We start from the raw sequence: 26,000 nt of genomic DNA on the forward strand, positions 1-26,000 counted from the left end.
ATCAGCCGCCTTGAAGCCATGCCCACTCGCGTCCGCCTTCTCGTGTCCGTGCTCGCGGAACGGCCATCTGGCGAGACTGAGGAGCGTCTGTTGGGACTGTGCTCTCCGCAGTCCCTCAGGCGCGAGGTGAAGGACCCCACTTCTGTCTTCAGAACCACGCTCTTGACCGCCAAGGATCTTGGCCTCGTCGTCGAAGCGGAAGGGAGGCTGCAGGCCAATCTCAAGACCGCCGGCAAGTCCTCCAACACTGAGGCCGCCGTCTTCAGTCAAATCGAAGCCGCGCTGTTATCGACAGACGATGGTCTGGAAGACGAAGAAGCCTTCGCAAAGGCCATGGCCTGGTTTCTGATGCAATCGCCCCGACACCCCTTGCCCTTCGCCACAAACTACAAGCCGAAACTCGAGCAGCAACTCCATTCGGACTCCGGCGCGCCCTTCGACCTGACCAGTGGCGATCGCTGGAACACGTTCACCTATTGGATCCGCTATCTCGGATACGGGCAGGTTCTGGCCAACCGGGCGGTCGTTCCGGATCCCACCGATGCTGTGCGCCGCCACCTGACCTCCGCGATGGGTGGGGCGCCGGACCTGCCGATTGGCGCCTTCCTGGCGAACCTCGCATCCGCGGTCGTCGTATTCGAGCAGGGGCGCGTACGTCGTGTCATCGAGTCTGAAGCCAAGCCGGGGTTCGAGCGCGAGCCCCAGCGACTTTCCAAGTCGACGAGTTTCGCGCTTCTGCGCCTCGAGCGTGAGGGACTGATCCGGCTGCGCAATCCGTCGGACGCCGAGGCCGTGACCCTTGACCTCGGAGCCGACCCGACGCGCCGCGTCAGCCATATTGGTCTTGTGGGAGGCCAGGCATGACGATGCCGCTTTGCTGGACCCCAAGAGAGGTCCTTCAGATCATCAATACCGAAGCCGAGGCGATCCCGTCTGTGGTTTTCCGGGCCGTCCACTCTGCCCGCGAACTGCGGGTGAGCGGCTTCATCGGCACGAACTTTCATGAACTGCAACCGAACCACTTCAGACCGATAAGCCAGGATGGATTGCTCGCGGAGTTTCTTCGCCCAGAGGCGCCCTATTCCCGCTTGGTGGTCTACGGCCGGTCAGGTTCGGGAAAGTCGCACCTGATCCACTGGCTGAAGCTCAACATCCCGACGACATCCGACCGCCTCGTCGTCGTCGTGCCCAAGGCTGGCACCAGCTTGCGCGCCATCCTGGAAATGTTGATCGGCGAGCTTCCCGTAGACCGACAGGAGTCGTTCCGGGACGCGCTGTCGCGTACGGGCGAAGCGGTCGCGACCCGGCAAGGACAGAAGGAACGGCTCCTCAACGAGATCGCATACGCCATCGGCGAACTCGAGCCGTCCGAGCACAGTCTCGACCGAGATCTGGAGGCCGAACTGATCAAGAACGTGCCTTACCTCTTCCAGGACGTCCATTTCCGGCAGAAGCATTTCTACGCCGACGGCAACCTCATCGCCGATCTGGTCGATCACGTCTTCGCCGCCCCGTCCGCCTACAGGCCGGCGGAGCAGCGGCGCATGTTCACCCTCGCCGACCTGCCGATCGATCCGATTGACTTCAAGGACGCCGCAGCCTTGGCGCAGACGGCGCTGCAGTATCTCTATTCGATCCCAGGCGCGCCCGAAATGGCCGTGGACATGCTCAACCGCTGCCTCGAGCTTGCGATCAGTCGAACATTGAGTTTCTCCGGCGACCGCCTCGTCGAACTGATGGTCACATTGCGACGACACCTCAAGGAGGACGGACGCGAACTCGTCCTGCTGATCGAGGATTTCGCGCGGGTCCAAGGCCTCGATCGGGCGCTGCTTCAGGCCATGATCGACCAGGGACAAGACAGCAGCCTCTGCAAGCTGAGATGGGCGATCGCCGTCACGACAGGCTTTTTCGAGCAGGTTGTCGACACCGTCTACACGCGCATCACCCATTTCGTGAACATGGACCGTTCGACGGCTCGCGCTGACGTCGATCTGCTGGACCAAGCGGGGCTCGCGGCGTTCGCAGGCCCCTACCTTAATGCGGTGAGGCTGGGACCGAACGGACTTCAGGCGTGGGAAGCGCAGGGCGTCGGCGCGCGACTTCCGAATGCCTGCGAGGAGTGTCCGTTAAAGACGGGGTGCCACCAGACGTTCGGACATACGCCCGCGGGACACGGGCTCTTCCCCTTCACGCCCAAAGCGCTTTGGAACATGGCGCAGCGGGCCGACGATCAACTCGTGGAGGCGTTCAATCCGCGAACGCTCCAAACCGGCGTTCTCACGCCGGTGCTTGACGACTACGGTCCGAGTCTGCCGGCAGGCGAGTTCCCGCCTCCGGCCCTGCTCGAACGCCTGGGCGGCTTCAGAGCCTTCGACGCGGCGGCCCGGAGCGAGCTCAGGCGTCGTGCTGGAGCGGAGGAAGGACGTGTCGGCGCCTTCCTCGAACTATGGGATGGCTCCGGTCGTCCGTTGAACCTGCCACAGGACCTGCGAGAGGCGTTCGGCATTCCCACCCTGGGCGATGTGGCGGACGCCCCAGGAGACGAGACCGACGACATCGCGGCGAAGCCGGTCCTTGCGCCGCCCGCGAGCGGCCGCAAGCTCACGAGAGAGGAGGTCGAACTGGAGGCCTGGGCCAGGGGCGAGTTTCTGGACAAGGCGCCCGACACGCTGCGCCCGATGATTTTCGAGGCCGTTGCCGACGCGATCGATTGGGATGACCTGGGATTGGAGAAGTCGCGGTTCTGCGGAAACGAGGCCGACCGAATGTTCCGTAGACGCTCGATCGTGTTCGACCGTCAAGGCACGACCGAACTTGCGCTGCCCCTCACCCTGCGTATCCCGCATGCTGGTGCAGATGCCTCAGAACTGGACCGCACGGTGGTGGGGCTTTCCGGCCTTGTCCGTGCGAAGCAACACGGCAGCTGGGACTTCGTTGGGGGTTCCGAGGCGCTCGCCGCTTACCTGGAAATTCTCTCGAGTTGGAAGGCTGACGTCGAAGGGCAACTAAGGGCGTTCACGGCCCCGCAACCGGGTTGGGATCTCGTGACAGCAGCCATCGAGCTGCTGGCCGTCCAGGCCGTATTGAGCGGCCGCGTGAAAGCCGAGGCGGATACGGTGTCTGACGTCAGCGCGATACTCGCCGAAAAGCCAGGCGACGCTTCGGCGATGACCCAGCCCCTCAGCCAACTGAACGACGGGATCAATCACCGTCATAGCGATCTCCGCGGTGTCGTCCGTGCGCTGAACTCCGGAAGCAAGGGCGGCGAGGTCGGCACGCTGATCAGTCCGACGCGCATCGCATCGACGCTCCGTCGTCTTAGAAGCGATGGCTGGCGCCTGAAGCAGACACCCCCGGCGCAAACGAAGGCGGATCAGTTCCCGAGGATCTCGGTTGCCTATCAGAAGGCCAAGGACGCCCTCGAGGCTGCCTGCGACGAGGAACGTGCTGCGCGGCTCCAGTGGCTCGACGAAATGGAGGCGGCGTTCGGAGTCGACGCAAAGCGGGCGGCCATCATCACGTCTCTCAGGCAAACCCGCGATGCGTTCGCCGACGAGGGGTTGGCCGGACGGACGACGGCGAAATTGGACGAAGCCTTGAACACGTTCCAGACCGTCCTTTACGACGATGCCGTCCAATCAGCCCGCTCCTTGCGGACGGTGGAGGACCCGGTCGCGAGCTTGCCGACATACGCCAGAGCACGGTCGGGAGCCCTCGTCGGCGGGCGTGATCTGATAACCGCTGCGACCGCGTTCCTGAACCAGGGGCAAGGCTACCTCGCGGAACAGGCCAACCGCATCAATGCCGAGGATGAGGGCGTCCTGCGCGACATCCAGACGATCGAAGGTGCGCTCGAGACCATTTCGGACGCCCTTCTGGAGTGGGAGGCGTCCGATGCTGCTTGACCAGGCACAGCAGTTGCGCACCGCGCTCGACCGGCATCGCGAACTCAAGAAGGCGAGCGGCAAGGCATCGGTCTTTCGCTCCCGCGCAGTCCAGTTCGGCCCGCTCGCGACCGATCTGACCAAGGCCGAAGACGTCCGTCGCGCCCTGCTGGCGGAGGGCGTGGAGGTCCGGGCCCCAAGCCCCCTGCCCCAGGCCCGACAACAGGCCCAAACCTTGCTGGCGAAGTTCCGCGACGACCGCGACAGTCTGTCCGACGCAGACCCCGCCATCCGTCACGCGTTCACCGGCGCGTTGAAGTCGGCCATCGCAGAGTCAGGAAAGACCTCTTCCGAGGCTTGGCGCGCGATGGTCGTCGCCAAGGCGGACATCGCGGCCCTCGACCAGGTTCTGAGCGCCCTCGAAAACCTTTCCGCCTACGCCGGAGCAGTCGCCCGCATTCGCCAACTCGATGCGATCTTGATCGGCATCCGTGACACGATCCCTGAGGCCGGCGCCGTCAAGGAAAGGCTCGACGCCCTCAACGCTGCCGTGAAGGCCCGATCCGAAGCGATCGGCGCCATTGAAGGCGGAGATGTCCCACCCACTGTGCTCGCCTTCTTGCGCAAGGTCGCACAAGGCGGCGCCGGCCTGGACGACTTCACCGTGGACGTCAGGGACTGGCTGGTTGCGAGAAACCTCCTTGCGGGATTCCGGATCGTTCCACAAAGGTCGGCGTCGTAGTGAGCTCTCTCGACCTTCTCGACGCGATCGAGCGCCTCGAAATGGAAGCCCTGCGGTGGGGTTTCGTCGACGGAAACCTGACAGAAGACGAGGCGACGGCCCTGGCCGCCGAGATCCTCGGTGGCGGCCCTGTCGGCGACGATGCGATCGAGGACCTCCTTGATCGACGCCTGATCCTGGAAGTGCGAGGCGTGGGTGACGAGATCGCGTATCGGTCCCGCTTCGCGGAGACGGTTCGCCTGCTCAGCCGCCTCCGGCAGCAGTTCGATGGGCGGGCCTGGACGACGGCGCCCCGTCTCGTGTCGGACTTTCGCGTCGACTATAGGCAGCGGCGCTATCCTCGACGCGACCGGACCGCGTCGGACGTCCTGACGCGGATCGACCCGGCGGCCTCTCTCCAGAGACGGGCGATCTGGAGCGCGTTCACGGGTCCGACCGACATGGATCTCGCTGATTTCCAGGAAGCGGCCACCGAGCGGTTGCTCAAGGCTCGCGGCGACGCGGGCGTCATCGTGACGGCCGGCACAGGCTCCGGGAAGACCCTGGCCTTCTACCTTCCGGCCATGACGCGCGTCGCAGAGGCGGTTCGCCCGGGAGAGTTCTGGGTCAAGGTCCTCGCCGTCTATCCTCGTACCGAGCTTCTGAAAGACCAGTTCTCGGAGGCGTTCCGCCTGCTGCGCAAGGCTGACGGGGCTCTGGCCCAAAGCCGTCCGGTCTCCATCGGCGCCTTCTTCGCCTCGACCCCTCGCCAGGCGACGATGAAGGACGTCGCCGATGCGAAATGGCGCAAGCTGGGCGATGCGTACGTCTGCCCCTGGCTGCCCTGCCCTGCCTGTGGCGACAGGTTGATCTGGCGCGGCGAGGACATCACGGAGAAGCGCGAGAGGTTGGTCTGCGCTTCGGTCTCCTGCCATGCGTCGATACCCGAAACCCAGATCGTCCTGACACGCAATCGGCTGATGGACGCCGCGCCCGACGTCCTGTTCACGACCACGGAGATGCTCAACCAGCGGCTCTCCGACCTGAAGGCTCGCCGCCTGTTCGGCGTGGGCCGCCCCTTCCAGCAGCGACCGTTCTTCGCCCTGCTGGATGAGGTTCACACCTATACCGGGGTGGCCGGCGCTCAGGCGGCCCTCACCCTGAGGCGCTGGAAGCATGCCTTGAACGCGCCGATCGTGTACGCGGGACTTTCCGCCACGCTTCGAGAGGCCCCGCGGTTCTTCGCCGATCTCGTAGGATTGCCGCCGGGAGCGGTCGACGAGATCACGCCCGGCGACTTGGTCCAGGAGGGCGGCGAGTATCAGATCCTTCTGCGAGGCGATCCGGCGTCCCAGACATCACTTCTGTCGACCTCCATCCAGAGCCTAATGCTGCTCGCCCGGATGCTGGACCCGCTCGAAGGCGGTCGCTCGGGCGGGGCCTTCGGCAGTCGCCTGTTCGCGTTCACCGACAACCTCGACGTCATCAATCGGCTCTTCGACAGTTTCCGCGATGCGGAAAGCCTCGACCCCTTCGGGCGCCCTCGCCCGGGCGACCTCCCCCTGGCGGCCCTGCGTGCACCGACCGCGGACTTCACGACACGCCGGCGCCGAGATCGGGACGGCCAGGTCTGGGCGGCGGCGGATGCGATCGGTCGGGGCGTTACCGCGCCGCTCGTCATCGGACGCACAACCTCAGCCGACAGCGGCGTACAGGCCGATGCGGACGTGATCATCGCCACCGCCGCCCTTGAGGTCGGCTACAATGACGACCGTGTCGGCGCCGTCCTTCAGCACAAGGCTCCGAAGGACGCAGCCTCCTTCCTGCAGAGGAAAGGACGTGCCGGACGCCGCCGCGGGATGCGGCCCCTCACGGTGACCGTGCTGAGCGATTACGGACGGGATCGCGTGGCTTTCGAAGCCTACGAGCATCTCTTCGATCCCGCCCTGCCGCCGCAACGCCTCCCCGTCGAAAACGACTACGTGCTTCGGATGCAGGCGACCTACGCCCTGTTCGACTGGATCGCGGATCGAAGCCGGGCGCCGTGGGGCTGGTCCTGGGACGTGCTGAGCCGCCCCTCAGGCTCGAAGACGACGCCTCTGCGCGAGGCCGCCAAGACCCTGCTGCTTAAGGTGGTCGAAGGCCACGCCGCGACCCTGGCCGATCTCGGCGCCTACCTCAAAGGCGCGCTGCAGATCGACGAGGCCGCTCTGCGGAGCCTGCTCTGGTCTCCTCCCCGGTCAATCCTTCTCGAGGCCGCGCCAACGCTTCTCCGACGGCTTCATCGAGATTGGGCGAAGGCTCACCCTGTCCCGCCGAGCCTTCTCGACATCCAGTCGGACTATCATCCGCTGCCCGATTTCGTCGCCCGGACCCTCTTCAGCGATCTGAACCTTCCGGAAGTGATCGTGGACATTCCCGCCGCGACCCGGCGAGACGCGGCCAAGCAGAGCAACATGCTCATCGCTCAGGCCCTGACGGAACTCGCCCCAGGACGGGTCACCCGTCGCTTCGCCACAGAACACGGCCACCTACACCATTGGTCCCCCCTGGATCCCGACCTGCCCGAGCAGGATGTGCCGATCGGCCAGTTCACTGGCGCTTCCGAGGAAGTCGGACTGTTCGGTCCGCCAGGCGCGAGCGTTCGGGTCTACCGGCCGTGGAGCATTCCGCTGCACCACGCGCCGCGACACGTGGCGGGTCCGACATCGAATGCAAGGCTTAACTGGGCGAGCGAGTTCATCCCGTTCGGCGAGCCGGTCGCGATCGATCTCGGATATCGCAATCCGTGGCGGGACCAGATCACCGGGGTGTCGGCCTACCTGCACAGGTTCCGAAGTCACGTCGCCGTGCGGCGCTATGCGCCTTCGGGCGAGGCGCTCCTCCGTCGCGTCGGCAGCGATCGCCGCATCCGCTACCGCTTCACGGACGACGAGGGAAATCCGGCGGCTGTGGGCTTTGAGATCGATGTGGACGCGCTCGCGCTTGACCTCAATTTCGGCCTGATCGAGACGCGTTGGCGCCATCTGCCCGAAAGCGTCCTGTCGGGATGCAGGCTGGCTTACTTCCGGCACCGTCTCCTTGCGGACGATCTGCTTCCGGATGATATCGACGCCTTTCAGAGGGACTGGCTGCAGCAGATCGTCATCGGAGCCGCCATCGCCCGCGCTGCTGCGACAGGGGAGAGCCTCGCCGGCGCTGCCGCCGCTCTGTTGGGCGGGCACGACGCGGCGCAGCATCTCTCGAGAACGGTCGATGCGATCTTCCAGACGCCTGGGGTCGCGGACGATCCAGCCAGCGCCGGAGATGACGAGGCCGCCATGGCGACAGCCGCGGATGGAGGGCATGCGAGCGCCCAGGCGCAGACCCTGACCGACGTCCTTCGCCGTCCGGAGGTTCTGGCTCGCCTGAGGGATCTGGCGCAGGAGTTCGATGCGCCTGACCCGACCCTGTTCGGCCGATGGATCCGCGACACCTTCGTCAGCACCATGGGGGAAGCTCTCCTTCAGGCCTGCGCCAGCCTGGCGCCGCGCCACGTCTCGACCGATGCGCTTGTCGTCGATGTCGAGATCGGGGACGCGGCGCGTCTCTGGGTGACCGAGACGACCCTTGGGGGCGCCGGCGTCCTGCAAGCGATCGTGGATCGGATCGTCCAGGAGCCGAGAGCTCTTTCACGGGCGCTCGAAGCGGCGCTGGCGCCGACCGACCTCGAACTCGCGGCGAGCGGCCTGGAGACCTTCGTCGGGCTTCTGCGGGACGATCCCGAAGTAGCTGCGGCGACGCAAGGTCTCAGGTCGGAGACGACCTATGCACCCCGTGAGGCGCAGCGGAGGATCCTCTACAGCCTTCTGGACGACAGGGGGCTGACCGTCGGTCATGCGCTGAGCGTGTCTCTGAACGCACGACTGCTCACGCCAGGAGCGCGGCCGGAACTCGACCCGCTGCTCGCCGACCTGTTGGTGCGCTGGATTGATCTAGAGCGCGCGACTGGCGTCGCGATCAGCGTTCGGGAGATCTCGTTCGTCTTCGCCCTGTCCGAAGACCTGCGCACTCGGGTCGCCGCGGCGACCGGAGTGGCGGGACAACTGCAACCCGCCGACGCAGCGCAGATCCTCAGCAATCTCCTGTGGCCCCGAGGCGTCCAGATCTCTCAGCAGGCCTTGCAGTCCTACAATCGGTTCACCCAGCGCCGCAGCACCGATCCCAGAATGGCCCGCGCCCTTCTCGACCGGACCGGACAACGGGTGCCCCTCGATCAACCGAACTGGCAGGCCACGGCCGCCCGCGTTCTCGCCGAGGACGGAGCCGTCGAGGTTTCCATGCCGATCGCCGGCGCTGACCAACTCCGCACGGCGCTGGTCGAACTTCTCATCACACCTGTCGACATCGGTTATCTGCAGTTCTTCCCGAAGCTCGAGCGCACGGAACGCCAGGGCGATACACTGATCGTCACCCTCGTCATTCAGGAGCAGGTATGACCTCGCGCGACCTGACTGGACCCGGCCAGACCCGTGCCATCCGAGACCTTTTGCAGTCGCTGTTCGCAGTCGAACTGATCAAGCCGAGCAAGCGGCTCTGGATCGGGTTCGGGTGGATCACGGACATCGAAATCCTGGACAACGAGGCTCGGCAGTTCGCGGCCCTTTGTCCGGATTGGCCCGTCTCGATGATCCGGTTGTCCACGATCCTGGCCACGCTCGCGGAACGCGGTTGCGAGATCGTTATCCTGATCAGAGATCATCCTCACAACGTCAGCTTCATCGAGAAAATGCAAAAGCTCGACCTCGGGAACTCGGTTCGGATCAAGGTGGCTCCGGACTTCCATGAGAAGGGCCTTTTGTCGACCGACTACGTCCTGTCGGGCTCGATGAACCTCACGTGGAACGGCATCACCGTGAACGACGAGCACATTCTGCTGAGGACCGATCCGGCTTCGGTCGCGGAGAGACGCCTGCAGCTCGAGGAAAAATGGAGCGACGTCGTTGCTGGCTGAAACGCTCGAAGCCTCGCAGGCCTCACTTGACGCATTTCGGGATGCGACCGGCCGTCCCAACCTGGCGCCGGATCATCTGGCCCTCGAATCCACGGCCCTGGACGACGCCTTCCCTGGCGCCCTGCTCGTCTGGGACCGAGGAGCTGATCGCGTGCCGGTCTTCTACGCCGTGGCCTCGAACCATCGGCAATGGCGCCAACTGCGCCCCCTATTGCTGGCCTTCGCGGGTCCGACGCTGACGGACTTTTCGGGAGCCCCGCGCCTGCTCAACCGGGCGCTGCCTCACGAAGCCCATCTCGCCGCCCACAACCCGGCGGCCGTGGCCCGTCTCGTGCCTCATCCGGGAACGGCGCCTTCCGCTCTTCGCGCCCTGGCCCGGCTTCGCGCCACCCTGGCAAGGGCTCCAGCCCACGGCGAAGCGGCCCCGGACTCCACGGGGCGGATGCTCGCTCTGGTTCGCGATCACCTGAACAATCTGGCGATCGATGCTGCGCTGGAAATCCTCGACCAGTGCCGTCGCGAACACCGTTTGGATGCGCTCAATCTTCGCTTCCTCGAGATCGAGATCCTCGCGACGGCGCGGGACTGGACGAAAATCGCATCGGCCCCTTACTTCGACAGCCTGCTGCTTACCCGACGCCCACCCGCCGTCACAGCAGCGCTGCTCGAGGCTCTTTACCGCACCGCATCCTCTGCCGGCGATCTGACCCTGGACGCCTATCGATCGGCCGTTCGGCACAGGGCCCAGGATCTCATCCGGCTGCCGGCGCCTGCGACACTCGACCAGGGCGGATGGCGGCTCTACGCGCTGGAGGCTCTCTCCGGCTCGCCCCGCGCAAAATCGCTGGCCGAGGCCGCTGTAGCTTCCGGCCACGATCTGGCAGACCTCATGAGCGCCGTCGTCGCTCTCGCCCGCGAAGCGCCGGACGAACCGATCCCGCCGGCCCTCCCGGCGCCGGTCGAAGCTGCGGAGGCGATCGAGATCGCCGACATCAACGGCGGACTGTCAGCGTTTGAGCAGGCAGCGGCGTTGGTCAACCAGCTGAGCGACAGCGAGCGCGCGCAGCTATTCCGCAACGATGCCGTCCGATTGGCCTTCGAGGATATCGAGGCGGAGTACGGCGACGTTCTTCCCCCCACCGGGTGGAGCGAATGGCTTGAACGGTTGGAAGATCCGAACTTCACAGCGGCCGGGGCCATCGCCAGGCAGGGCGCGCGAGAGTGGCGTGCGGGATTCGACGACCCTGTCTTCACCGCGCGACTGGCCGATGGGATCGAGGACCTGCCGCTGGACGGCTTGGCCTTCGAGCGCTTCGTGGACGGCTTGCCCTACCTCGTCGCCTGGCTCGTTCGCGACCCCGATTTCGCGCGGCCCGCAGCTCAAGCGATTTACGAACGCGCGCTCGAGCGCCTCGTGCTGGCCGGGCGGATCGCGCCGCTGATGGATTCAGCGGCCGTTCTTTTCCGCGCGTTGCTCTCTCTCGCGCCGTCGGCCGAAGCCTACAGACGCTTGCTGGCCGATTGCCTGTCGTTGGTGGGCGAAGGCGCCGGCGTTCGTGCTGCCTCTTGGCTGCTCGAGATCATCGACGAGACGATCGTCGCCGACGCCCCGGACCAGTCAGCGCGGGAGCAGTTCTGGCACGAGGCGATCGGCCGCCTCACGCCCGTCGCCTCGCAACTGACGGCCCTTCAGCGCGCAGGCCTGGGACATCTCGGCTCGGCCTTGGGCTGGGCGGAGAACACCTCGCCCGAGACGTTCGAAACCGCAACGTCCTCCCAGGCCGATCAGGAACTCGCGTCCCGCCTCTCGGGCAAGCTGATCGCGATCTACACCCTGACCGAGTCAGCCGCCGCACAGGCAGTCCAGCGACTGCACCTGCACGCCCCGGGCGCGGATGTGCGGGTCAGCAGCGAGCACGTCGGGACGAAGGCGCTGAAGTCGCTTGCCGAGAACGCAGACCTTTTCGTCGTCGTCGCGGCGTCGGCGACGCACGCGGCGACGGATTTCATACGAGCGAATCTCGGCGGGGGAGACTTGGTCTTTGCCGCAGGTCGAGGCGCCTTGAGCATCCTCCGGGCCATCGACGAATGGTCCGCGACACAGCCCGTCGCTTCGGCATGACAGGCGACGACCGGCCAGCGCCTGGCCCTCCCCAGAGGTCTCTGGCGCCGGGCGTTGAGGAACATGCTTGAAAACACGCACCGCCGCCTTTGCCCTCTCGGCTTGGACATGCGCAACAGCCATCCGGGCGCCGACAGTCTAGCTTCCGGACAAGTCACACAACCCTATCTGGAGAGATCCGCGCCGCGTCCGGTGATCACCTGGGCCAGCCCGTGCGAAACGAGTTGAAGCGTGGCTGGCTTGCCGACCTGCAAAGCCGCGCTACCTGACCGCAGCCGGGCGTAGTGCTCCACACCGTCACCGTCCCTCACGATCGCCCATGGGGCCGCCCCCGCCTCATCGTGAAACCCCGTCTTCACCACCACGCCCCTGACCCCGTCCTGACCCAAAGGCCGAACCTCCTTCGCGCCCTCAAGTCGTCGCTGATTTAGGGTGCGGATGATGTCCCTGCGCGCCTGGAGCGTCCGCAGCTTCGCCTCCATGTCGTCGTCGAGACGGTACCGACGCCCCACGGGCGTCGCCAGGCCGAGGCGTTCCAGATGCTTCAGCCTTCCCCGGGTTAGCGCCGCCCAGGCGTCCGTCGCGCCGACGCCGTCGTCCACCATCCGGCTGCCGTCCGCCTCGGCGATCAGGCGCCGATCGAAGCCGGTGAACCGGTTCGCCTCAGTCTCCTTCCAGATCCGTCGCTCGGCCTCCACCCGCGACAGGTCTCCGAGGCGCTCCTGGGCGACCTCCTGCGCCCGCGCCCTGAAGCCGTAGCCGATGTAGTCGCGAGGGATGACGAGGTCCCGGCCGTCCTCCCGCCGCCCCCGAACCAGGACATGCCCATGCGGTTGATCGGTGTCGTAGTGGCAGGTCGCGACCCATTTCAGATTGGCCTCTCCCAGGTCCGCAGAGACGCGCGCCATGACCTCGCGGACATAGGATTTCATGTCGAGCCGCTCGCCATGCTCGGGCGAGATGATGAACCGGAAATGGTGACGGTCATCGCTCCAGCCGTCGGTCTCCGCGGCCGGCCGGATCCCGTCGACCTCGCGATCGAAGAACTCCGGACGCTCGCCTTCGACACCGGCGCCGGACCGGCCGAGGTAGGCGACATGCTTGCCCAGGGCGGCAGCCCGATCGGCGCCTCGGCCGACATGACGCGAGACCAGCGCCTTGACGATGACCTTCTGGCGAACGTCGAGACGGAAGGCCCGGCCCGACCGGTTCTGCGCCGCCTTCAGGACGCCGGATCGGTCGCCGAGCGCGAACGCCCTGGAACTCGCCAGCCGTTGCATCATGCCCTTGCGAACGCAGGGCCGGTCCTTCTTTAGCCGGATTGGAAGGCTGACGCGGACGCCTTCCGGATCCTCGCGGGAGGCGGCGGCCATCCTCTCTCCAATGGCGTCGCGGATCAGCATTTAGACCGCTCCTCAGATATCCCCGAGTTCCCCGGCGGCAACTCAACGCAACTCGCCAAGAGGTCCGCGCGTATCGACTAAGTCACGGTCAGAATAGAAGAAAAGCGCAGCGCCAAAAACACCCTTTTATCTTGCCCTCCGACCTCTTTTGCAGATTGTCATACATTCCGATCATCTCTCGACATGCCCGATCAATAGAAACCGCTTGGTTCGCTCCTGCGCCGGGATGTTCTCGTCGAGACCGCTCCGGAAGTCGGACGCCACCGGATGACAAACAAAAATCCGCCCGGCCGAAGCCGAGCGGGTCGTTGATCTCAGTCCGGATCTGTCAGGCTGCACGCGCCTTGATGGAGACGTGTCGCAGCCCGTTCTCCATCGCCTTCTGCCCGAGGTTGAGCGCCGGTCCGAACGGCCGCTGATCCTCCCGCATCCCCGCCACCGAATGGACCAGGGTCAGGCAAACTTCCGGCTCGAGCGCGATCAGCTCTTCGTTCGCCCGGAAGGGAGCCGCCTTGCCGTGCGCATCGAAATCCGCCCGAGCCAGGATGAGTTTCACCCCCTTCTGCTGGGCCCATCTGATCGCCAATTTCTCGGACCCCTTCGCCCCAGTCGTCGCCAGGGCCATGTCGGGCCACTCCTGCTTCGCCCAGTTGAGAGCGTCGAAGATCCGCCCCGCATCCTCCGCCGTGTCGGCCGTCGGCGCGCCCCGGAAGGCGATCACCGGACCGCCTGGATCGGCCTCTCCGGACTTCCGGTTGCGGATCGCCCGGATCGCCTGTTTGGCCTCGAGCTGCGCCGCCGTCAGATGGGTGCCGCGGCGCGAACCCCGCCAGGCCGTCCAGACCTCGCCGGTCGCGACTGTCCAGGTTTCGGAGGCCGCGTCCCGGATCAGTTCGCAGGCCTGCGTCGCGGCATCGCCCGCCTTGGCCTTCGCCGTCGCTTCCTGAAGCTCGGTGTCGGCCGCCTCCGATCCGTCGAAGTGTCGGTCGAGCGTTCTCATCGTGTCGCGCGCCCGATCCGCATCGCGTTCGATCCGTCCGGCCGCCGAATGGAAGGCTCCGATCAACGCCTCCCCCAGAATGGTCTGATAGTCTTCCAGCGCGGTGTCAGAAATCACGTCCACCAGCTCGGTCATGAGCGCTCGCCCGAGCTGGACCAGGGCATCCTCCGTCGGGTGCGGACGATCCTCACCCAGGGACGCGGTCAGGTCGTCGAAGGCGGAGTCGGACTTCTGGGCAGCGGAGGCGATGAAGGGATGGTTGTAGAAGGTCATTGGAACATTCCTTGAGAATGCCGTGCGCCCCATGCGCAACGACCCCGGTCTTGGCCACAGCGGGGTCCCCGACAGTCACCGGAGCGGAGGGCCGCTTGCCCTCCGTGGAGGGAATAAGGCGAAGCCGTTGACTTCCGGGGTGCTGTGACAAGATCGGAGGGCGTTGTGTGGGGGCAAGTCGTCGTCGCTCTTCGCGACGACGACACAACTCGGCGCCGTCGCGCCGATGCGGACGAATGGACATCGATCTTCCTGCCCGTCGACGTCGGCGAGCCGACGACGCTGCCCGGTCGACCGGAACGCAATCAGCTTCCTCGATGCCTACGACATCGGCATGTCCGTCAGCCTAGCGCCGCAGACCGTCCGCCGGTCTGCTTGTCCTAAACGGGCTCTACCCATCCGGCCGGCCGCCAGCCGCTGAGGAAGGCCTCGATCGCGACCTTGACCGGCCCGCTGATGTCGCGCTTTCCGGCCTCCATGTCCTGGATGCGCGCCTCCAGCTTCTCCGGCGTGCCGACCAGACGTAGTGCGCGCGCCATCGTCAGCGCATCCCAGCCCAGGATCTGGCGGGCGACCTTCAGTTCAGCGGAGGGGGACGCCATGATGTACCTTGTGCGGCCGGGGCCGAAAAGCGGGCGGCTTGATGGGGTCGGCCGGACAAATGACAAACGGCGACCTCGTCGAGGCCGCCGTTCGGGCTTGTGTAGACGTGGATTGCAGCGGCCACATGGCCAGGACGGCAGTCAGACCAGACCCGCCAGCCGCTCAAGGCTGCGGGTCGTCTCAAGCGCAGGCCGATACGCGATCTGGGCGTGCGGCGCGCAATAGGCCCCGCGGACGGCGGGCCGTCCGCAGAGACTGAAGCTGCGAGAGCCCGGATCTCCCAGAGGCCAGCGACAGTCGTGGCGGCGGACGGTCAGGAGGGACGCCCGGCCGGTCTCCGGGGGCTCCGGACAATCATCGGCCGGGCCCTCCTGTGGCGAAGGGGCCGGCAGGGTCGGAGCGCGGGAGGTCAAAGCCCGGGCGGGCTGCGGTTTCATCGTCGGCGGCGCGGCGGCGCGTCCGGCCGACAGGCCCATGCGATAGACCTTGCCCAGCACGGCGCTTCGACTGATGCCGTGCGCAAGCTCGTGAGCAATGTACTCGGCGGTCTTTCCTTCTCTCCAAAGGATCTTCAAGCGTTCGATACGGTCCTGGGTCCAGGCGGAGGCGGTCATTGGGGGGACTCCCGATGCGACGAGCCCGATCGGCTCGCCCCTCCCACCCTTCCTTTTTCTCCGGCAGACGAAGAACGGCCCGACGCTTGCGCGCCGGGCCGTTCAGGGAGGGAGCCGCTCCGATCAGAACGGGATGTCGTCGTTCAAATCGTAGCCGCCGGCCGGTTCCTGGACCTGGCGGCTTTCCGCCGCGTCGTCCTCGCCGTCGCGCTCCCGCCGATTCTTGAGGCGAATGTCGCCGACGATCAGGCGAAGGTCGTAGTGTTCGACCCCGTCCTTGCCGGTCCAGGTGTCGTTCTCGACATGGCCCTGGATCACGACCCGGCTGCCCTTCCTGGCGTACTGCTCGATGTAGCGTTCGGCGGTCGCTTCGTTGAAGCAGACGCAGTTGAAGCCGGTGGTGCGTTCGCCCGGCGTGCCGTCGCCGCGCCGGAAGCGGGTGGTCTCCAGCACGCGGAAGCTCGCGCGCTTCTTGCCCGAGCCCTGGGCGGAGAGGATGGAGGGGTCGGCGGCCAGATAGCCTTCGATGACGAGGGTCTGCATGGTCAGTCTCCTGTTGAATGTAGGGGGTTGAAAGGATCAGGCGGCGGCGCGGTCGGGCGAGCCGACCGAGGCGTCGCGGCCTTCGGCCCAGTCGAGGACGGTCAGCCGGTTGATCACCAACTCCTTGGCCGCCCGCTCCTTGCCGTCCCGGGCCGTGTAGGTGGTGTCGATGAAGGCGCCGATGACCACGGCCTCGCAGCCCTGGGCCAGTCCGCGAGCGATGACCTTCTCGTTCAGACCCTTGGACCAGCTGACGCAGTTGACCCCGACCAGCCGGTCCTTGCCGGCTGCGTCGACGCCACGCTTCTCGAGCAGCCGGAACACGGCCTTGCCGAAGTCGTCGCTGATCTGGGGATCCGCTGCGAGACGCCCGGTGAACATCATGGATTGCATGTCAGTCTCCTGTCGATCCGAAGCGCCGGGGAGCCGATCTCCCTCATCCCGCTTCACCCATGGCCTCCCTTCCTCCGTTACTTTCCGGTTCGGGCCTCCGCCCGGACGGTCTGCTCTGTCAGGTGATGCCCGTGCCAAGCCCCCCCGTGCTAGACTGACGCTTTGGGATCGACCCAGGAGGGACGGCATGGATCGGGAGCCTTTGTCGGCCAAGGACGCGCGCGACCTGGCGCGGATGTCCAAGGCGATCGTGGAGATCTGCGTCCGGAACACCGAACTCGAGACGCTCCACGCCGGACGGTTTCCGGTCTCGCGCACGGGCGACTTCAGCGACGTCGTGGTCATCACGCCGGACGGCGAGATTCCATGGGCCGAGCTCAGCCGGATTTCCGATCCGGAAATGAAGGCCCTGATGATCGAGATCGTCGACAGGGTCTTCACCTACATGCGTTTCCCCGAAGCCCTGGCCACGATCCCGGGCGGCCGCGCCTGGGATCCGCCCAAGTTGAACGAAGACCTGATGAAGACCGTGCGTCGCCGACAGCCCCTGCGAGAAGCCGAAGGCTAGCTCAGGCCGGCGCTCAGGCTGCGGCGCCGTCGAGCATGGTCTGCACGGGGTGACGCCGGAGCACCGCCTCGACCACCCGCGGCCGATCTACGGGCACGAACACTCGCGGCGTGAAGGCGATGATTTCGACGAAGCAGCCCAACGAGACCAGGGCGTCGCGATCGGCGCGCGCCCCGACGATCTCCAGGCGCCAGCGGTCCATGACGCGAGCCCGCTTTAGCCAGAGGCCGCCTTCCAGCGAGAGCTGGACGCCTCGGTCGAGCACTGCTGCCCCGGTCGTCGAGCCGTCGGCCCAGGCTTCGCTCACGTCCGTCAGGCCGAGAGCGGCCTTCAGAGCGCGGGCCTGGACGGCGTCGAGGACACGGCCGAGCCAGCGCCGCCCATCGGGCGCGCGGACGCGACGAACGGAACAGCCCCTGGCTGGCAGCCGGCCCCAGATTGGCAGAAGCAGGCCGGTCGCCAGGGTCAGCTCGCGCCGACGCCACGGGTCCGTACCGGCGACCTCCTCGTCCCACGCCCGCCGCCAGTCCTCGACGATCGCAGGCTTCCAGGACGACTCCTCGAAGGCCTTCTCGGCCAGGATCTGGCGGTCGTCGGGACGAATGAGCCGCACCGCCGTGACCAGGCGATCGTCGTCCGTGGCCGTCGTCAGGCCGAGCTCGGCTATCGCCGCCCGGCCCGACTTCTCGTTGACCACCAGCCGGTGGGCGATGTCACCCGCCAGGTTCAGGGCGTCGTCGGCGTTGAGGATCTCGCGCCGCACCTTCAGTGCGAAGGTGACCAGGGCCGTCTCGGCGCCGGTGGCGACATCGGTGCGGATCCTCTCCTGATCGACGACGTCCAGCTCCTCGGCCTCGATGTCCTCCAGGCCGCGATCCAGGTCCCCCGAGGCGGCCGCTCGCTCCAGGATGCCGGAGAGGATGCGGTCGAAATCGTCGAAGAGGGCGTTCTGATCGGCGATGCGCAGGGCCAGCAGCCGGTTCAGGAAGGTGTGGATGGGAGGCAGGTCGTCGGAAGGTTTGAGGCCGCCGTCCTCGTCCAGGAGCTTCAGGCTCGTCTTGGCCATAAAGGTCTCCAGCGTCATGGACGACAGCTCGCCGAAGGCCAGAGCTCCGTAGAAGACCAGCAGGGCGCGGCGCGCCCAGGGGCTTTCGAGGTTGTCCTCGGCCCGGAAAAGACCAGCTCCGGCGGTCCGGCGCTCTCCGCGCGTCAACGCGCCCAGGGAATCGAGGCGCCGGGCGATCGTGGAGGTGAAACGCTTTTCGCCCTGGATGTCGGTGGTCACGGGCCGAAACAGGGGCGCCGAGGCCTGGTGGGTCCGGTGGCTGCGGCCCAGCCCCTGGATGGCGGCGTCCGCCCGCCAGCCGGGCTCGACCAGGTAGTGGACGCGACGCTGGCGGTTCTCCGCCGACAGGTCGGCATGGTAGCTGCGGCCCGTCCCGCCCGCGTCCGAGAAGATCAGCACCCGCTTGCGTCCGGACATGAAGGCGTCCGTCTCGGCGCGGGCGGCGGAGGCGCCGCGCCGTTCCACCACGCGTCGGCCGTCCCGCACCACCACCCGGCGCGAGCGGCCGGTGATCTCGGCGACGGCGTCCGTGCCGAAGGCTTCCAGGAGGGCGTCGAGCACGCCGGGCACCGCGGGCAGGCAGGCCATACGCGTGATAAGGACCTGTCGGCGTTCGACGGCTTCCCGGCTGACGGCCGGTCGTCCGTCGACCATGACCGGGACCATGGTGACCCCGCCCCTGTCGTCCTCAATCGCTTCCATCAGATGGATCGGGAAGGCCTCGCGCAGATAGTCGAGGACGTATTCGCGGGGGGTCAGGTCGATCGACAGATTGTTCCACTCTTCGGGCGGGATGGAGGAGAGCCGGCGTTCCATCACCGCCTCATTGGTCGAGACGATCTGGACCACGGCCGAGCGGTTGGCAGCGAGGTCGTCACGGATGGAGGCGATCAGGCTGGGGGCCTTCAGCCCGGCGAGGAGATGGCCGAAGAAGCGCAACTTGGCGCCCTCGAAGGCGGAATGGACGGCGGAGGCCGCCTGTCCGCTCCTGGGCTTGCCCTCCGGGTCATTCAAACCGGTGGCCTTCAGCGCCTCGGCCAGGTTGGCGTGGATGACTTGGAACGCGTCGGCCCAGGCGTCCCAGATGGCGATGTCGTCGGGCGTCAGCGGATGGACGAGCGGCTCGTATTCGACGCCCTCGAACGAAAGCGATCGCGCCACATAGAGGCCGAGCGCCTTGAGCTCGCGCGCCACCAATTCCATCGCCGCGACACCGCCTCGGTCCATGGCGTCGAGGAAGTCGGCGCGGGTCATGAACGGCGCCTCCGGCCCGCCCCACAGGCCGAGACGCCCCGCATAGGCGAGGTTCTCGGCCGTGGTGGCCCCGGTCGCCGAGACGTAGAGGATCCGGGCGTTCGGCAGACGGTTCTGCAGGGCGAGACCCGCCATGCCCTGCAGCGAAGCCTTCTTCGCCCCACGCGCGCCCTTGCCACCCCCGGCGGCGTTGGCCATGGCGTGCGCCTCGTCGAAGGCGATGACGCCGTCGAAGTCCTCCCCTAGCCAGGCCACGATCTGGTCCAGACGCGACGGGCGCGCGGCCCGCGCGGGCTGGCGAAGAGTCGCATAGGTCGTGAACAGGATGCCGCGATTCAGACGGATCCCGTCGCCCTGTTTCCAGCTCGAAAGCGGGACGATGTCATAGGCCCCGCCGCCGATCGCGCCCCAGTCGCGGCGAGCGTCCTCCAGAAGGGCGTCGTTCCGCGACAGCCACACAGCCCGCATACGGCCCTGGCCCATGTTGTCGGCGATGACGGCCGCGATCTGGCGGCCCTTGCCGCAGCCCGTGCCGTCGCCCAGGAAGAAGCCGCGGCGAAACCGGATCGCGTCCTCCGCATCGTCCCGGACGAGCACGACCTCGTGCGGCGCCTCGGCCGGGCGGAATCGCCCAGGCAGATGCCCGCCGTGGGCCTCGCCGGCGTAGATGACGCTCTCTGTCTGGGCGTCCGAGAGGCGAGCCTCGACCCGCATCGCCGGCGGCAAGACCGGACGATAGGTCGGCGCCGGGGGCGCGACCGAGGCCATTGGCCCGGACTCCACCAGAGGGGACGGATGCGGCCTCGGGTCCGGCAGGTCGATCCGCGCCAGGGCGTGGGCCTGGTAGAGGCCGACGTCGCGGCCCTCCCCGCTCCACGCCTTGACCGCATAGGCGAGCGGCGCCGCGCCCGCGAGGAAGCCAAGCCGGCCGGAGGGCAGAGCCAGGCCACGGTCCCTCGGCGCGAGGAGGGAGGTCGCGGCGAGCCCGACCCGGACGCGCGGCCTGGCTGAGGCGCGCGGAGACAGGCCCCGGATCAGGCCCGTCATCGCGTCCCAGTCGTCCGGCTGGTGCAGGAGCCCATCCCAGGTCCGCGCCGGCGCGCGATCAACGACCAGCAACCCGGTTTCGACGGATGTGCCATGTTTGGCGAAGGCGCGGCCCGGAAAGGCGATCGTCCCGACGACGGCGCCATGCGCCTCGAACGCGCGGCGCATCGCCGTGTCCGCCAGGGCCGTCAGGGGCACGATGGCCGCCATCCTCCCCCCGTCCGCCAGAGCCTTGAGACCGGCGACGAGGTGAGCCGCCAGGTCGGAGAAGGGCGGATTGACGAGGACGACGTCGAAGCGGCCGGCCTCGGGCAGCAGGTCGGCGAGGTGGCGACCATCATGGCGCGTCCGCGCGGCCTGAGGAAACAGGCCGTCGAGAAGGCCGGCGCGGCCCGGCGCCCTCTCGTTCAAGGTCAGCGCGCCTCCGCAGACCTCGGCCACCACCGCGAGCAGCCCTGTGCCGGCGGAGGGCTCCAGCACGCGGTCGCCGGGCCGCACCTGGGCGGCCAGGACCGCCATGGCCGCGAGCGGCGGCGGGGTCGAGAACTGGTCGAGCGCGACCTGTTCCTCGCTGCGACGGCTGTGGGTCAGACCCAGGGCGGACACGCCGGCGAGGACTGCGGCGATCTCGGCCGGCGCGTCTTCCAGCCTCGCGACCTGGGGGGCCAGGCGCCGGATCTGCATCACGGTCCCGGCCTCGATGGCATCGTAGGCGTCGCGCCAGGTCCAGGCCCCGTCCGCGTCCGACGCGCCGAATGCGGTGGTCATCACATCGGCGACGAGACGCCGGTCGAGCGGCCGGGACCGCGCAAGGGCGATGGCGAGCGCCCGCGCCGCGGCGAGGACATTGGCCGATCGGTCGGACCGCGAAGGCGTGGCGAACAGGGACGGGGTGGTCGAGGCGGCAGGCATGGCGGGCATCCGGATCACCTGGAGCGGAGGGAGCCTCCCCCACGGTCCTCCAGGCTCGCCTCGCCCCGCCCTTCCCCCGCCTTTCCGGGTCCGCACGACAACGCCGCCCCGACCGAGGTCGAGGCGGCGCGTTCGTCGTCGGCGAATGTTCAGGCTGCGGCGGAGTCGAGCGCGGCTTGGCCCTCTGGAGTGACGGCGAAGGCGCCGACGCCATCGTCATCGGCCTCGTCGTTCAGCGCGTCGGAAGGACCGTCCTCTGCGTCCTGACCATCCTCCGCAGACGCGCCTCCATCATTGACGGAGGCGCGCCAGGACAGGCTTGCGGGGGCCCAGGTCCGCGTGGCCGCCTGTTCGACCACCCAATCGACCAGTTCCGTCTTCTTCAGGGCCCGGGCGCGCTCGTCCTCGGAGCCCATGGTCTCGAGCATGCCCAGCAGGAGGCCCTTGGAATGGGACTGCAGGAAGGGCGCATCGGGCGTCCAGTGCAGGCTGATGTCCGCATCGCACAGCGCGGCGAGTTCCGCCGCCTCGGCCCGGGCTGCCCGGCGGATCTGGAAAGTCTTCTCCTCCCGGACGTCGAGGCTGACGGCGGTGAGTTCGGCCAGCAGTCCCATCTTTTCGCCATGCGGCAGCCCATGGATCCAGGCGATCACGGTCTCGCCCGAGGCCTGCCAGTCGGCGCGACGATCGTCGAGGCGCTGGCGGACGTCGCCGTCGAGGGCCTCGATGACCCTCCCGGCCGAAGGGTTGAACCCCGTGGCCACGATCGCCAGGGCCGACTCCGACCGGGCCACGCGGCTGCGCAGGACGATCACCGTGAACAGGCGCGAGATCAGCGCCGTCAGGGCGGCGGACGGAGCATCGGCCAGGGCCCGGATCAGGCCTCGCGTGGCGACGTCGGTGCGCGCCGCATGGAGGGCGTGGTTGACCCCTTCGGTCTCAGGTTCGGGCGCCTCGACCTCGGGCGAGATGTAGGCCGGCGGGGCGGCCGCACGCGGGACCGGATCGCCCCCGCCTCTCTCATCGTCGTCGGTCTCGGGCTCCTCCGGCGTGTAGCAGCGCACCTCCACTCCCGTGTCCGCCGCCGGCCACATCACCATCGTCGTCACGACGCGGCCGCCGCAGCCGGTCTGGTCGGAGGCGATCCGCGCGCGGATCATGTCCATGATGGCGAGATCGGCGATGTCCGGTCGGGCCGGGTCGGCCAAGGCCAGGCGCGCAGCCTCGACACGATCGTTGAAGACCTCGCGCTGGGCGCGATATCGCGCCATCTCCTCGGCCGGGAGGGATCCGCCATAGACATAGCCGAGCGCCTCCAGGTCCTCGGGCAGGTCCGGCTCCGGGCCAGCGGTGACGTGGACGGCGACGCCTTCCGCCTCGAACACGGCTGCGATGCCACGGGCGCGCCTCAGCCAGAGATCGGTCAGGATGTCAGGGTCGAGCAGGACGGGGACGAGTTCGCCGAAGAGATCGGTCTCGGTGCGGCCCCCGGCCTCGCCGTAGGTGGTCGGATGGACGAGGGCGCAACGGCGGTCGCGGGCGGTGACGCGAGCGTCGTCGAGCCGCTCGAGAACGCGCCAGTCCTGGAAGCCGTGACCGTCCAAGGCCGCCTCGGCGAGTTCCTCCTGCTCGGCCTTGTCCGGCAACCGCGCCAGCAGCCGCGCCTGCTTCAGGCTCATGCGGCCGCTCTTCAGGGCGACGAGCGCTGCGGACGGCAGGCCGGCGAGCGCCGCCAGACGCTTGATCTCGATCTCGGCATAGCCCAACGCCCTGGCGATCACCGCGACCGTCAGCTTCGACTTCAGCATCCGGCCGATCGCCGCGATGATGTCGGCGACATGGACGGGAACCGCAGTGTTGGTGAGAAGCACCGCCGCGGCCTGACGGGCCGGGTCGGTCTCGACGAAGACATCGACGGGATGGTCGTCGCCGATCTCGCCGGCCTCGAGGAGGAGGCCGAGCGCGAGCCGGCGCCGGCGCCCGTCGAGCGCCATCCACGGCTCTTCCTTCCTGCCGCGACCCGGGCGGACGGTCAGGGGCTGAAGCTGGCCGGCGGCCCGCATCGTCGCGGCGAGCGTGGGGATGTCGTCGTCAGGCGGCTCGTCGTGACGAAGGTTTTCCCGGGCGATGCCCAGATCGCCGAGACGGACTGTGCGTCGGTCGCGCTCGACGACAACGACAGGGGTGATAACGGGAGCGAGGTCGGTCATGGGATCATCTCCGCAGGGCGACGGGGCCCATCCCCGCCGCTCCGGCGCCCCCGAGCGCCCTCGCTCCTCCTTTCGCGACGCCGCGGGCGATCGCGTTCCAGTCCTCAAACGGCGGGTTGGGGCACCAGACCCGAACCTGGATTCCCAGCGTCCTGAGGCGATGGCTAAGGCGGGCGGCGGCGTCCTCGCCGACCATGCCCCGGTCTGCGGCGACCAGCACGCGACGGACGTCCGGGGGCGGGGTCCAGGCCGCGAGATTGTTCGCCGACATCAGGGCCCAGCCGGGAAGGCGGAAGCGGTCGATGGCGGACAGGGTGGTGACCACCCCTTCGCCGACCAGCATCTCCTCGGCCGCCGGCGACAGGCGAACCGCCGCGCTAGGCGGTACGACCCCCACCGTCTTGCGCGGCACGGCGAGGCCGACGACGCCCAGGCCGTTCGGCTCGAGATAGGTCACCTCGACGGCCGTCAGGCCCCCGTCCGCCGCGACGATTCGCGCGACGAGGGCCGGTCGCGTACGCCCGCCGGGCCGGTAGATGGAGACGGGGACGGCGGGATGGAAGCGCAGGTCGAGCGCCCCATCGCCGCCGTGGACGGCGCGGCGTCGCAGGTAGAGGGACGCGGGATCGGAGGGGCTTAACGGTCGAGCGTCATGCCACAGACGAGAGGCGGTCTCGATGCGCCGCCGGCGGTCCGGCGCCGGGGCCGACACCGGGGCGCGCCCCGCCCCCGTGAGACGCCCGGTATCGTCGATGAAACCCGAACTACGCAGGTGGTCGCGGATGGCCCTCCAGTCCGCCGCGCCGAACCCGTGGATGATGACCCGACCCTGGGAAAGGAGGAGCGAGACCGATCGATCGGCCTGGCTGTGGCCCGGCGCGGGCACATTGGCGCGCAGCCCGCTCTGGTAGAGGTCGCCGCCCAGGGCGGCGACGATGGGGTGAAGGGTCATGACGGCCTCAGATCAGGCCGAGTTGCTTGAAGCTCGCCGTCCCCTGACGCCCCAGGACCAGATGGTCGTGGACCTGGATGCCGAACAGTTTCGCAGCGTCGATGATCTGGCGGGTGACGACGATGTCCGCCTGGGACGGGGTCGGATCGCCGGAAGGGTGGTTGTGCACCAGGATCAGGGACGAGGCGGACAGTTCGAGCGCCCGCCGGATGATTTCCCGCGGATAGACGGGCGCGTGGTCCACCGTGCCGTCGGCGACCAGTTCGTCGCGCAAGAGGTGATTGCGGCGGTCGAGAAAGAGGGTTCGGAACTGTTCCCGGGGCAGATGGGCCAGGGTCGTCCGGGCATAGGCTGTGAGCGCGTTCCAGGATGACAGGACCGGGCGGGCGCACGCCGTGGTCCGCGACAGCCGCACGCTCAGTTCGCGCAACAGCTTGAGATCCAGAATGGCCGCCGGACCCATCCCGGGCAGCCGGCCGAGTTCGGCGACCTCGGCGGCGGCGATATCGCCGAGCGACCCGAACCGATCGACGAGGGCCTCAGCGGTGGCGCCGACCATAGGCGCCGACAGGCATCGCCCAAGCAGCAGGCCGAGCAGGGCCAGGTCGTCCAGACTTGAGAGAGTTGACGGCTCGGCGGCGAAGGAGGGTGTAGCCGCAAGGGCCGGATATGCCGGCGCGCGGTCGGGAAGCGATCTCATGGCGACCTCCTGGTCTGCGCTCCCTGATCGGAGCGCCCGCCGCCGCCCTCGCTTTCCCTTTCGATCGACGGCGTCTTGGCGAAGCGGCGGACACGCTTCACCCTGTGCCAATGAAATGGCTCCTCGTTGTCGCCGGCCTCCTCCTCACCCCCGCCGCTGCCCGCGCCGACCCGTGCGAGGGCCGCCTGCCTGACCGGGCCGGCGAAACCTTCTCCGGGGTGGTCCGCTATGTCGGGGACGGCGACGGCCTGTGCCTTGGCTCCACGGCGGACCCGGCGACCTGGATCGAGGTGCGGCTGTCGGACTTTGACGCCCCGGAACTCAACAGCCCGGCCGGTCGCGGCGCCCGGGATCGTCTGGCCAGTCTGGTGCGGGGGCGCAGGCTAACCTGCGTCGCGGTCAGGGGCAGAAGCGGCCGGGTCGTCGTCTACGATCGCGTCGTCGCCGCCTGTCGCCTGAACGGGCGAGGGATTGGCGACCTGCTGCGGGAAGCCGGCGGCCGCGAAGGCGGCAACTAGGACCGACGGCGCGTTCGCTCGGCCTAGGCGCGATCCTCCAGGATCGAGTCCGACCGGCCCCCTATAGCTGACAACCGGGCGGGTGACCGGCCTTTCCGACGTCACGAAAACCATTGCAACTCCAGCCAAGCGACTATCATCGCAGGGCTAGATCGCGGCGCCCGAGCCACTCCTCAACATCGTCTGAAGCGTCGATTCTCCCTTGCCGACTGGCGCTCAAG

Annotated in this window: 18 protein-coding genes; 8 read left to right on the forward strand and 10 right to left on the reverse strand. The window is 67.8% G+C overall.

All coding sequences use genetic code 11. The features are described 5' to 3' along the window. Positions 1-18 precede the first annotated feature (18 nt). The 6 genes from dpdG to dpdD are packed head-to-tail and all read left to right on the forward strand — an operon-like array spanning position 19 to position 11,723. Positions 19-864, forward strand: a complete 846-nt coding sequence (gene dpdG, locus ABIB58_RS07625) for a protein DpdG (protein WP_354040154.1) — start codon at positions 19-21, stop codon at positions 862-864. Next, positions 861-3,908: a protein DpdH gene (gene dpdH, locus ABIB58_RS07630; protein ID WP_354040092.1), complete on the forward strand. Its 3,048-nt coding sequence runs from the start codon at positions 861-863 to the stop codon at positions 3,906-3,908. Before dpdG ends, dpdH begins: the two co-directional genes overlap by 4 nt. Beyond that, complete coding sequence (locus tag ABIB58_RS07635; protein ID WP_354040094.1) at positions 3,898-4,629, forward strand: hypothetical protein; 732 nt, start codon at positions 3,898-3,900, stop codon at positions 4,627-4,629. Before dpdH ends, ABIB58_RS07635 begins: the two co-directional genes overlap by 11 nt. Next, a complete protein-coding gene (gene dpdJ, locus ABIB58_RS07640) occupies positions 4,629-9,086 on the forward strand; it encodes a protein DpdJ (RefSeq protein ID WP_354040096.1) in 4,458 nt (1,485 codons plus the stop codon). The genes ABIB58_RS07635 and dpdJ overlap by 1 nt, the downstream gene beginning before the upstream one ends. Then, positions 9,083-9,601, forward strand: coding sequence for a phospholipase D-like domain-containing protein DpdK (dpdK, locus tag ABIB58_RS07645; RefSeq protein WP_354040098.1), 519 nt, complete (start codon positions 9,083-9,085; stop codon positions 9,599-9,601). Before dpdJ ends, dpdK begins: the two co-directional genes overlap by 4 nt. Continuing rightward, the gene (dpdD, locus tag ABIB58_RS07650) at positions 9,591-11,723 is read left to right on the forward strand and encodes a protein DpdD (protein ID WP_354040101.1); all 2,133 of its coding nucleotides are present in this window, start codon (positions 9,591-9,593) and stop codon (positions 11,721-11,723) included. Before dpdK ends, dpdD begins: the two co-directional genes overlap by 11 nt. Before the next feature lie 164 nt (positions 11,724-11,887). Here dpdD and ABIB58_RS07655 read toward each other — a convergent pair whose 3' ends face one another. The 6 genes from ABIB58_RS07655 to ABIB58_RS07680 form a co-directional block, all read right to left on the reverse strand. Then, complete coding sequence (locus tag ABIB58_RS07655; RefSeq protein WP_354040103.1) at positions 11,888-13,096, reverse strand: DUF3363 domain-containing protein; 1,209 nt, start codon at positions 13,094-13,096, stop codon at positions 11,888-11,890. A gap of 358 nt (positions 13,097-13,454) precedes the next feature. Beyond that, positions 13,455-14,399, reverse strand: a complete 945-nt coding sequence (locus tag ABIB58_RS07660; RefSeq protein ID WP_354040105.1) for a DUF2493 domain-containing protein — start codon at positions 14,397-14,399, stop codon at positions 13,455-13,457. 380 nt (positions 14,400-14,779) lie between these two features. Then, positions 14,780-15,001 (reverse strand): hypothetical protein, encoded by a 222-nt coding sequence (locus ABIB58_RS07665; protein ID WP_291537374.1) that lies wholly within the window; start codon positions 14,999-15,001, stop codon positions 14,780-14,782. Positions 15,002-15,142: 141 nt separating this feature from the next. Beyond that, positions 15,143-15,616, reverse strand: coding sequence for a GcrA family cell cycle regulator (locus ABIB58_RS07670; protein WP_291537375.1), 474 nt, complete (start codon positions 15,614-15,616; stop codon positions 15,143-15,145). 123 nt (positions 15,617-15,739) lie between these two features. Next, positions 15,740-16,159 (reverse strand): single-stranded DNA-binding protein, encoded by a 420-nt coding sequence (locus ABIB58_RS07675; RefSeq protein ID WP_291537376.1) that lies wholly within the window; start codon positions 16,157-16,159, stop codon positions 15,740-15,742. A gap of 36 nt (positions 16,160-16,195) precedes the next feature. Then, positions 16,196-16,552, reverse strand: a complete 357-nt coding sequence (locus ABIB58_RS07680) for a single-stranded DNA-binding protein (protein ID WP_066629722.1) — start codon at positions 16,550-16,552, stop codon at positions 16,196-16,198. A 187-nt stretch (positions 16,553-16,739) separates the two neighbouring features. Between ABIB58_RS07680 and ABIB58_RS07685 the strand changes: the two genes are divergently transcribed. Continuing rightward, a complete protein-coding gene (locus ABIB58_RS07685; RefSeq protein WP_354040109.1) occupies positions 16,740-17,120 on the forward strand; it encodes a hypothetical protein in 381 nt (126 codons plus the stop codon). 13 nt (positions 17,121-17,133) lie between these two features. On the opposite strand, the gene ABIB58_RS07690 is transcribed toward ABIB58_RS07685, so the two are convergent. The 4 genes from ABIB58_RS07690 to radC form a co-directional block, all read right to left on the reverse strand. Continuing rightward, complete coding sequence (locus tag ABIB58_RS07690) at positions 17,134-21,408, reverse strand: strawberry notch-like NTP hydrolase domain-containing protein (protein WP_354040111.1); 4,275 nt, start codon at positions 21,406-21,408, stop codon at positions 17,134-17,136. Between the two features lie 140 nt (positions 21,409-21,548). Continuing rightward, positions 21,549-23,609 carry a ParB/RepB/Spo0J family partition protein gene (locus ABIB58_RS07695; RefSeq protein ID WP_354040113.1) on the reverse strand — a complete coding sequence of 687 codons (2,061 nt, stop codon included), beginning with the start codon at positions 23,607-23,609 and terminating at the stop codon, positions 21,549-21,551. Positions 23,610-23,613: 4 nt separating this feature from the next. Next, positions 23,614-24,561 carry a DUF7146 domain-containing protein gene (locus ABIB58_RS07700; protein WP_291537380.1) on the reverse strand — a complete coding sequence of 316 codons (948 nt, stop codon included), beginning with the start codon at positions 24,559-24,561 and terminating at the stop codon, positions 23,614-23,616. Between the two features lie 7 nt (positions 24,562-24,568). Then, positions 24,569-25,261 carry a RadC family protein gene (radC, locus tag ABIB58_RS07705; protein WP_354040116.1) on the reverse strand — a complete coding sequence of 231 codons (693 nt, stop codon included), beginning with the start codon at positions 25,259-25,261 and terminating at the stop codon, positions 24,569-24,571. A 110-nt stretch (positions 25,262-25,371) separates the two neighbouring features. Between radC and ABIB58_RS07710 the strand changes: the two genes are divergently transcribed. Further along, positions 25,372-25,779: a thermonuclease family protein gene (locus ABIB58_RS07710; protein WP_314524912.1), complete on the forward strand. Its 408-nt coding sequence runs from the start codon at positions 25,372-25,374 to the stop codon at positions 25,777-25,779. Positions 25,780-26,000: the final 221 nt, after the last annotated feature.

Origin of the sequence: Brevundimonas sp. UYEF29 (genome assembly GCF_040546195.1) — a bacterium.
GTDB lineage: Bacteria > Pseudomonadota > Alphaproteobacteria > Caulobacterales > Caulobacteraceae > Brevundimonas > Brevundimonas huaxiensis.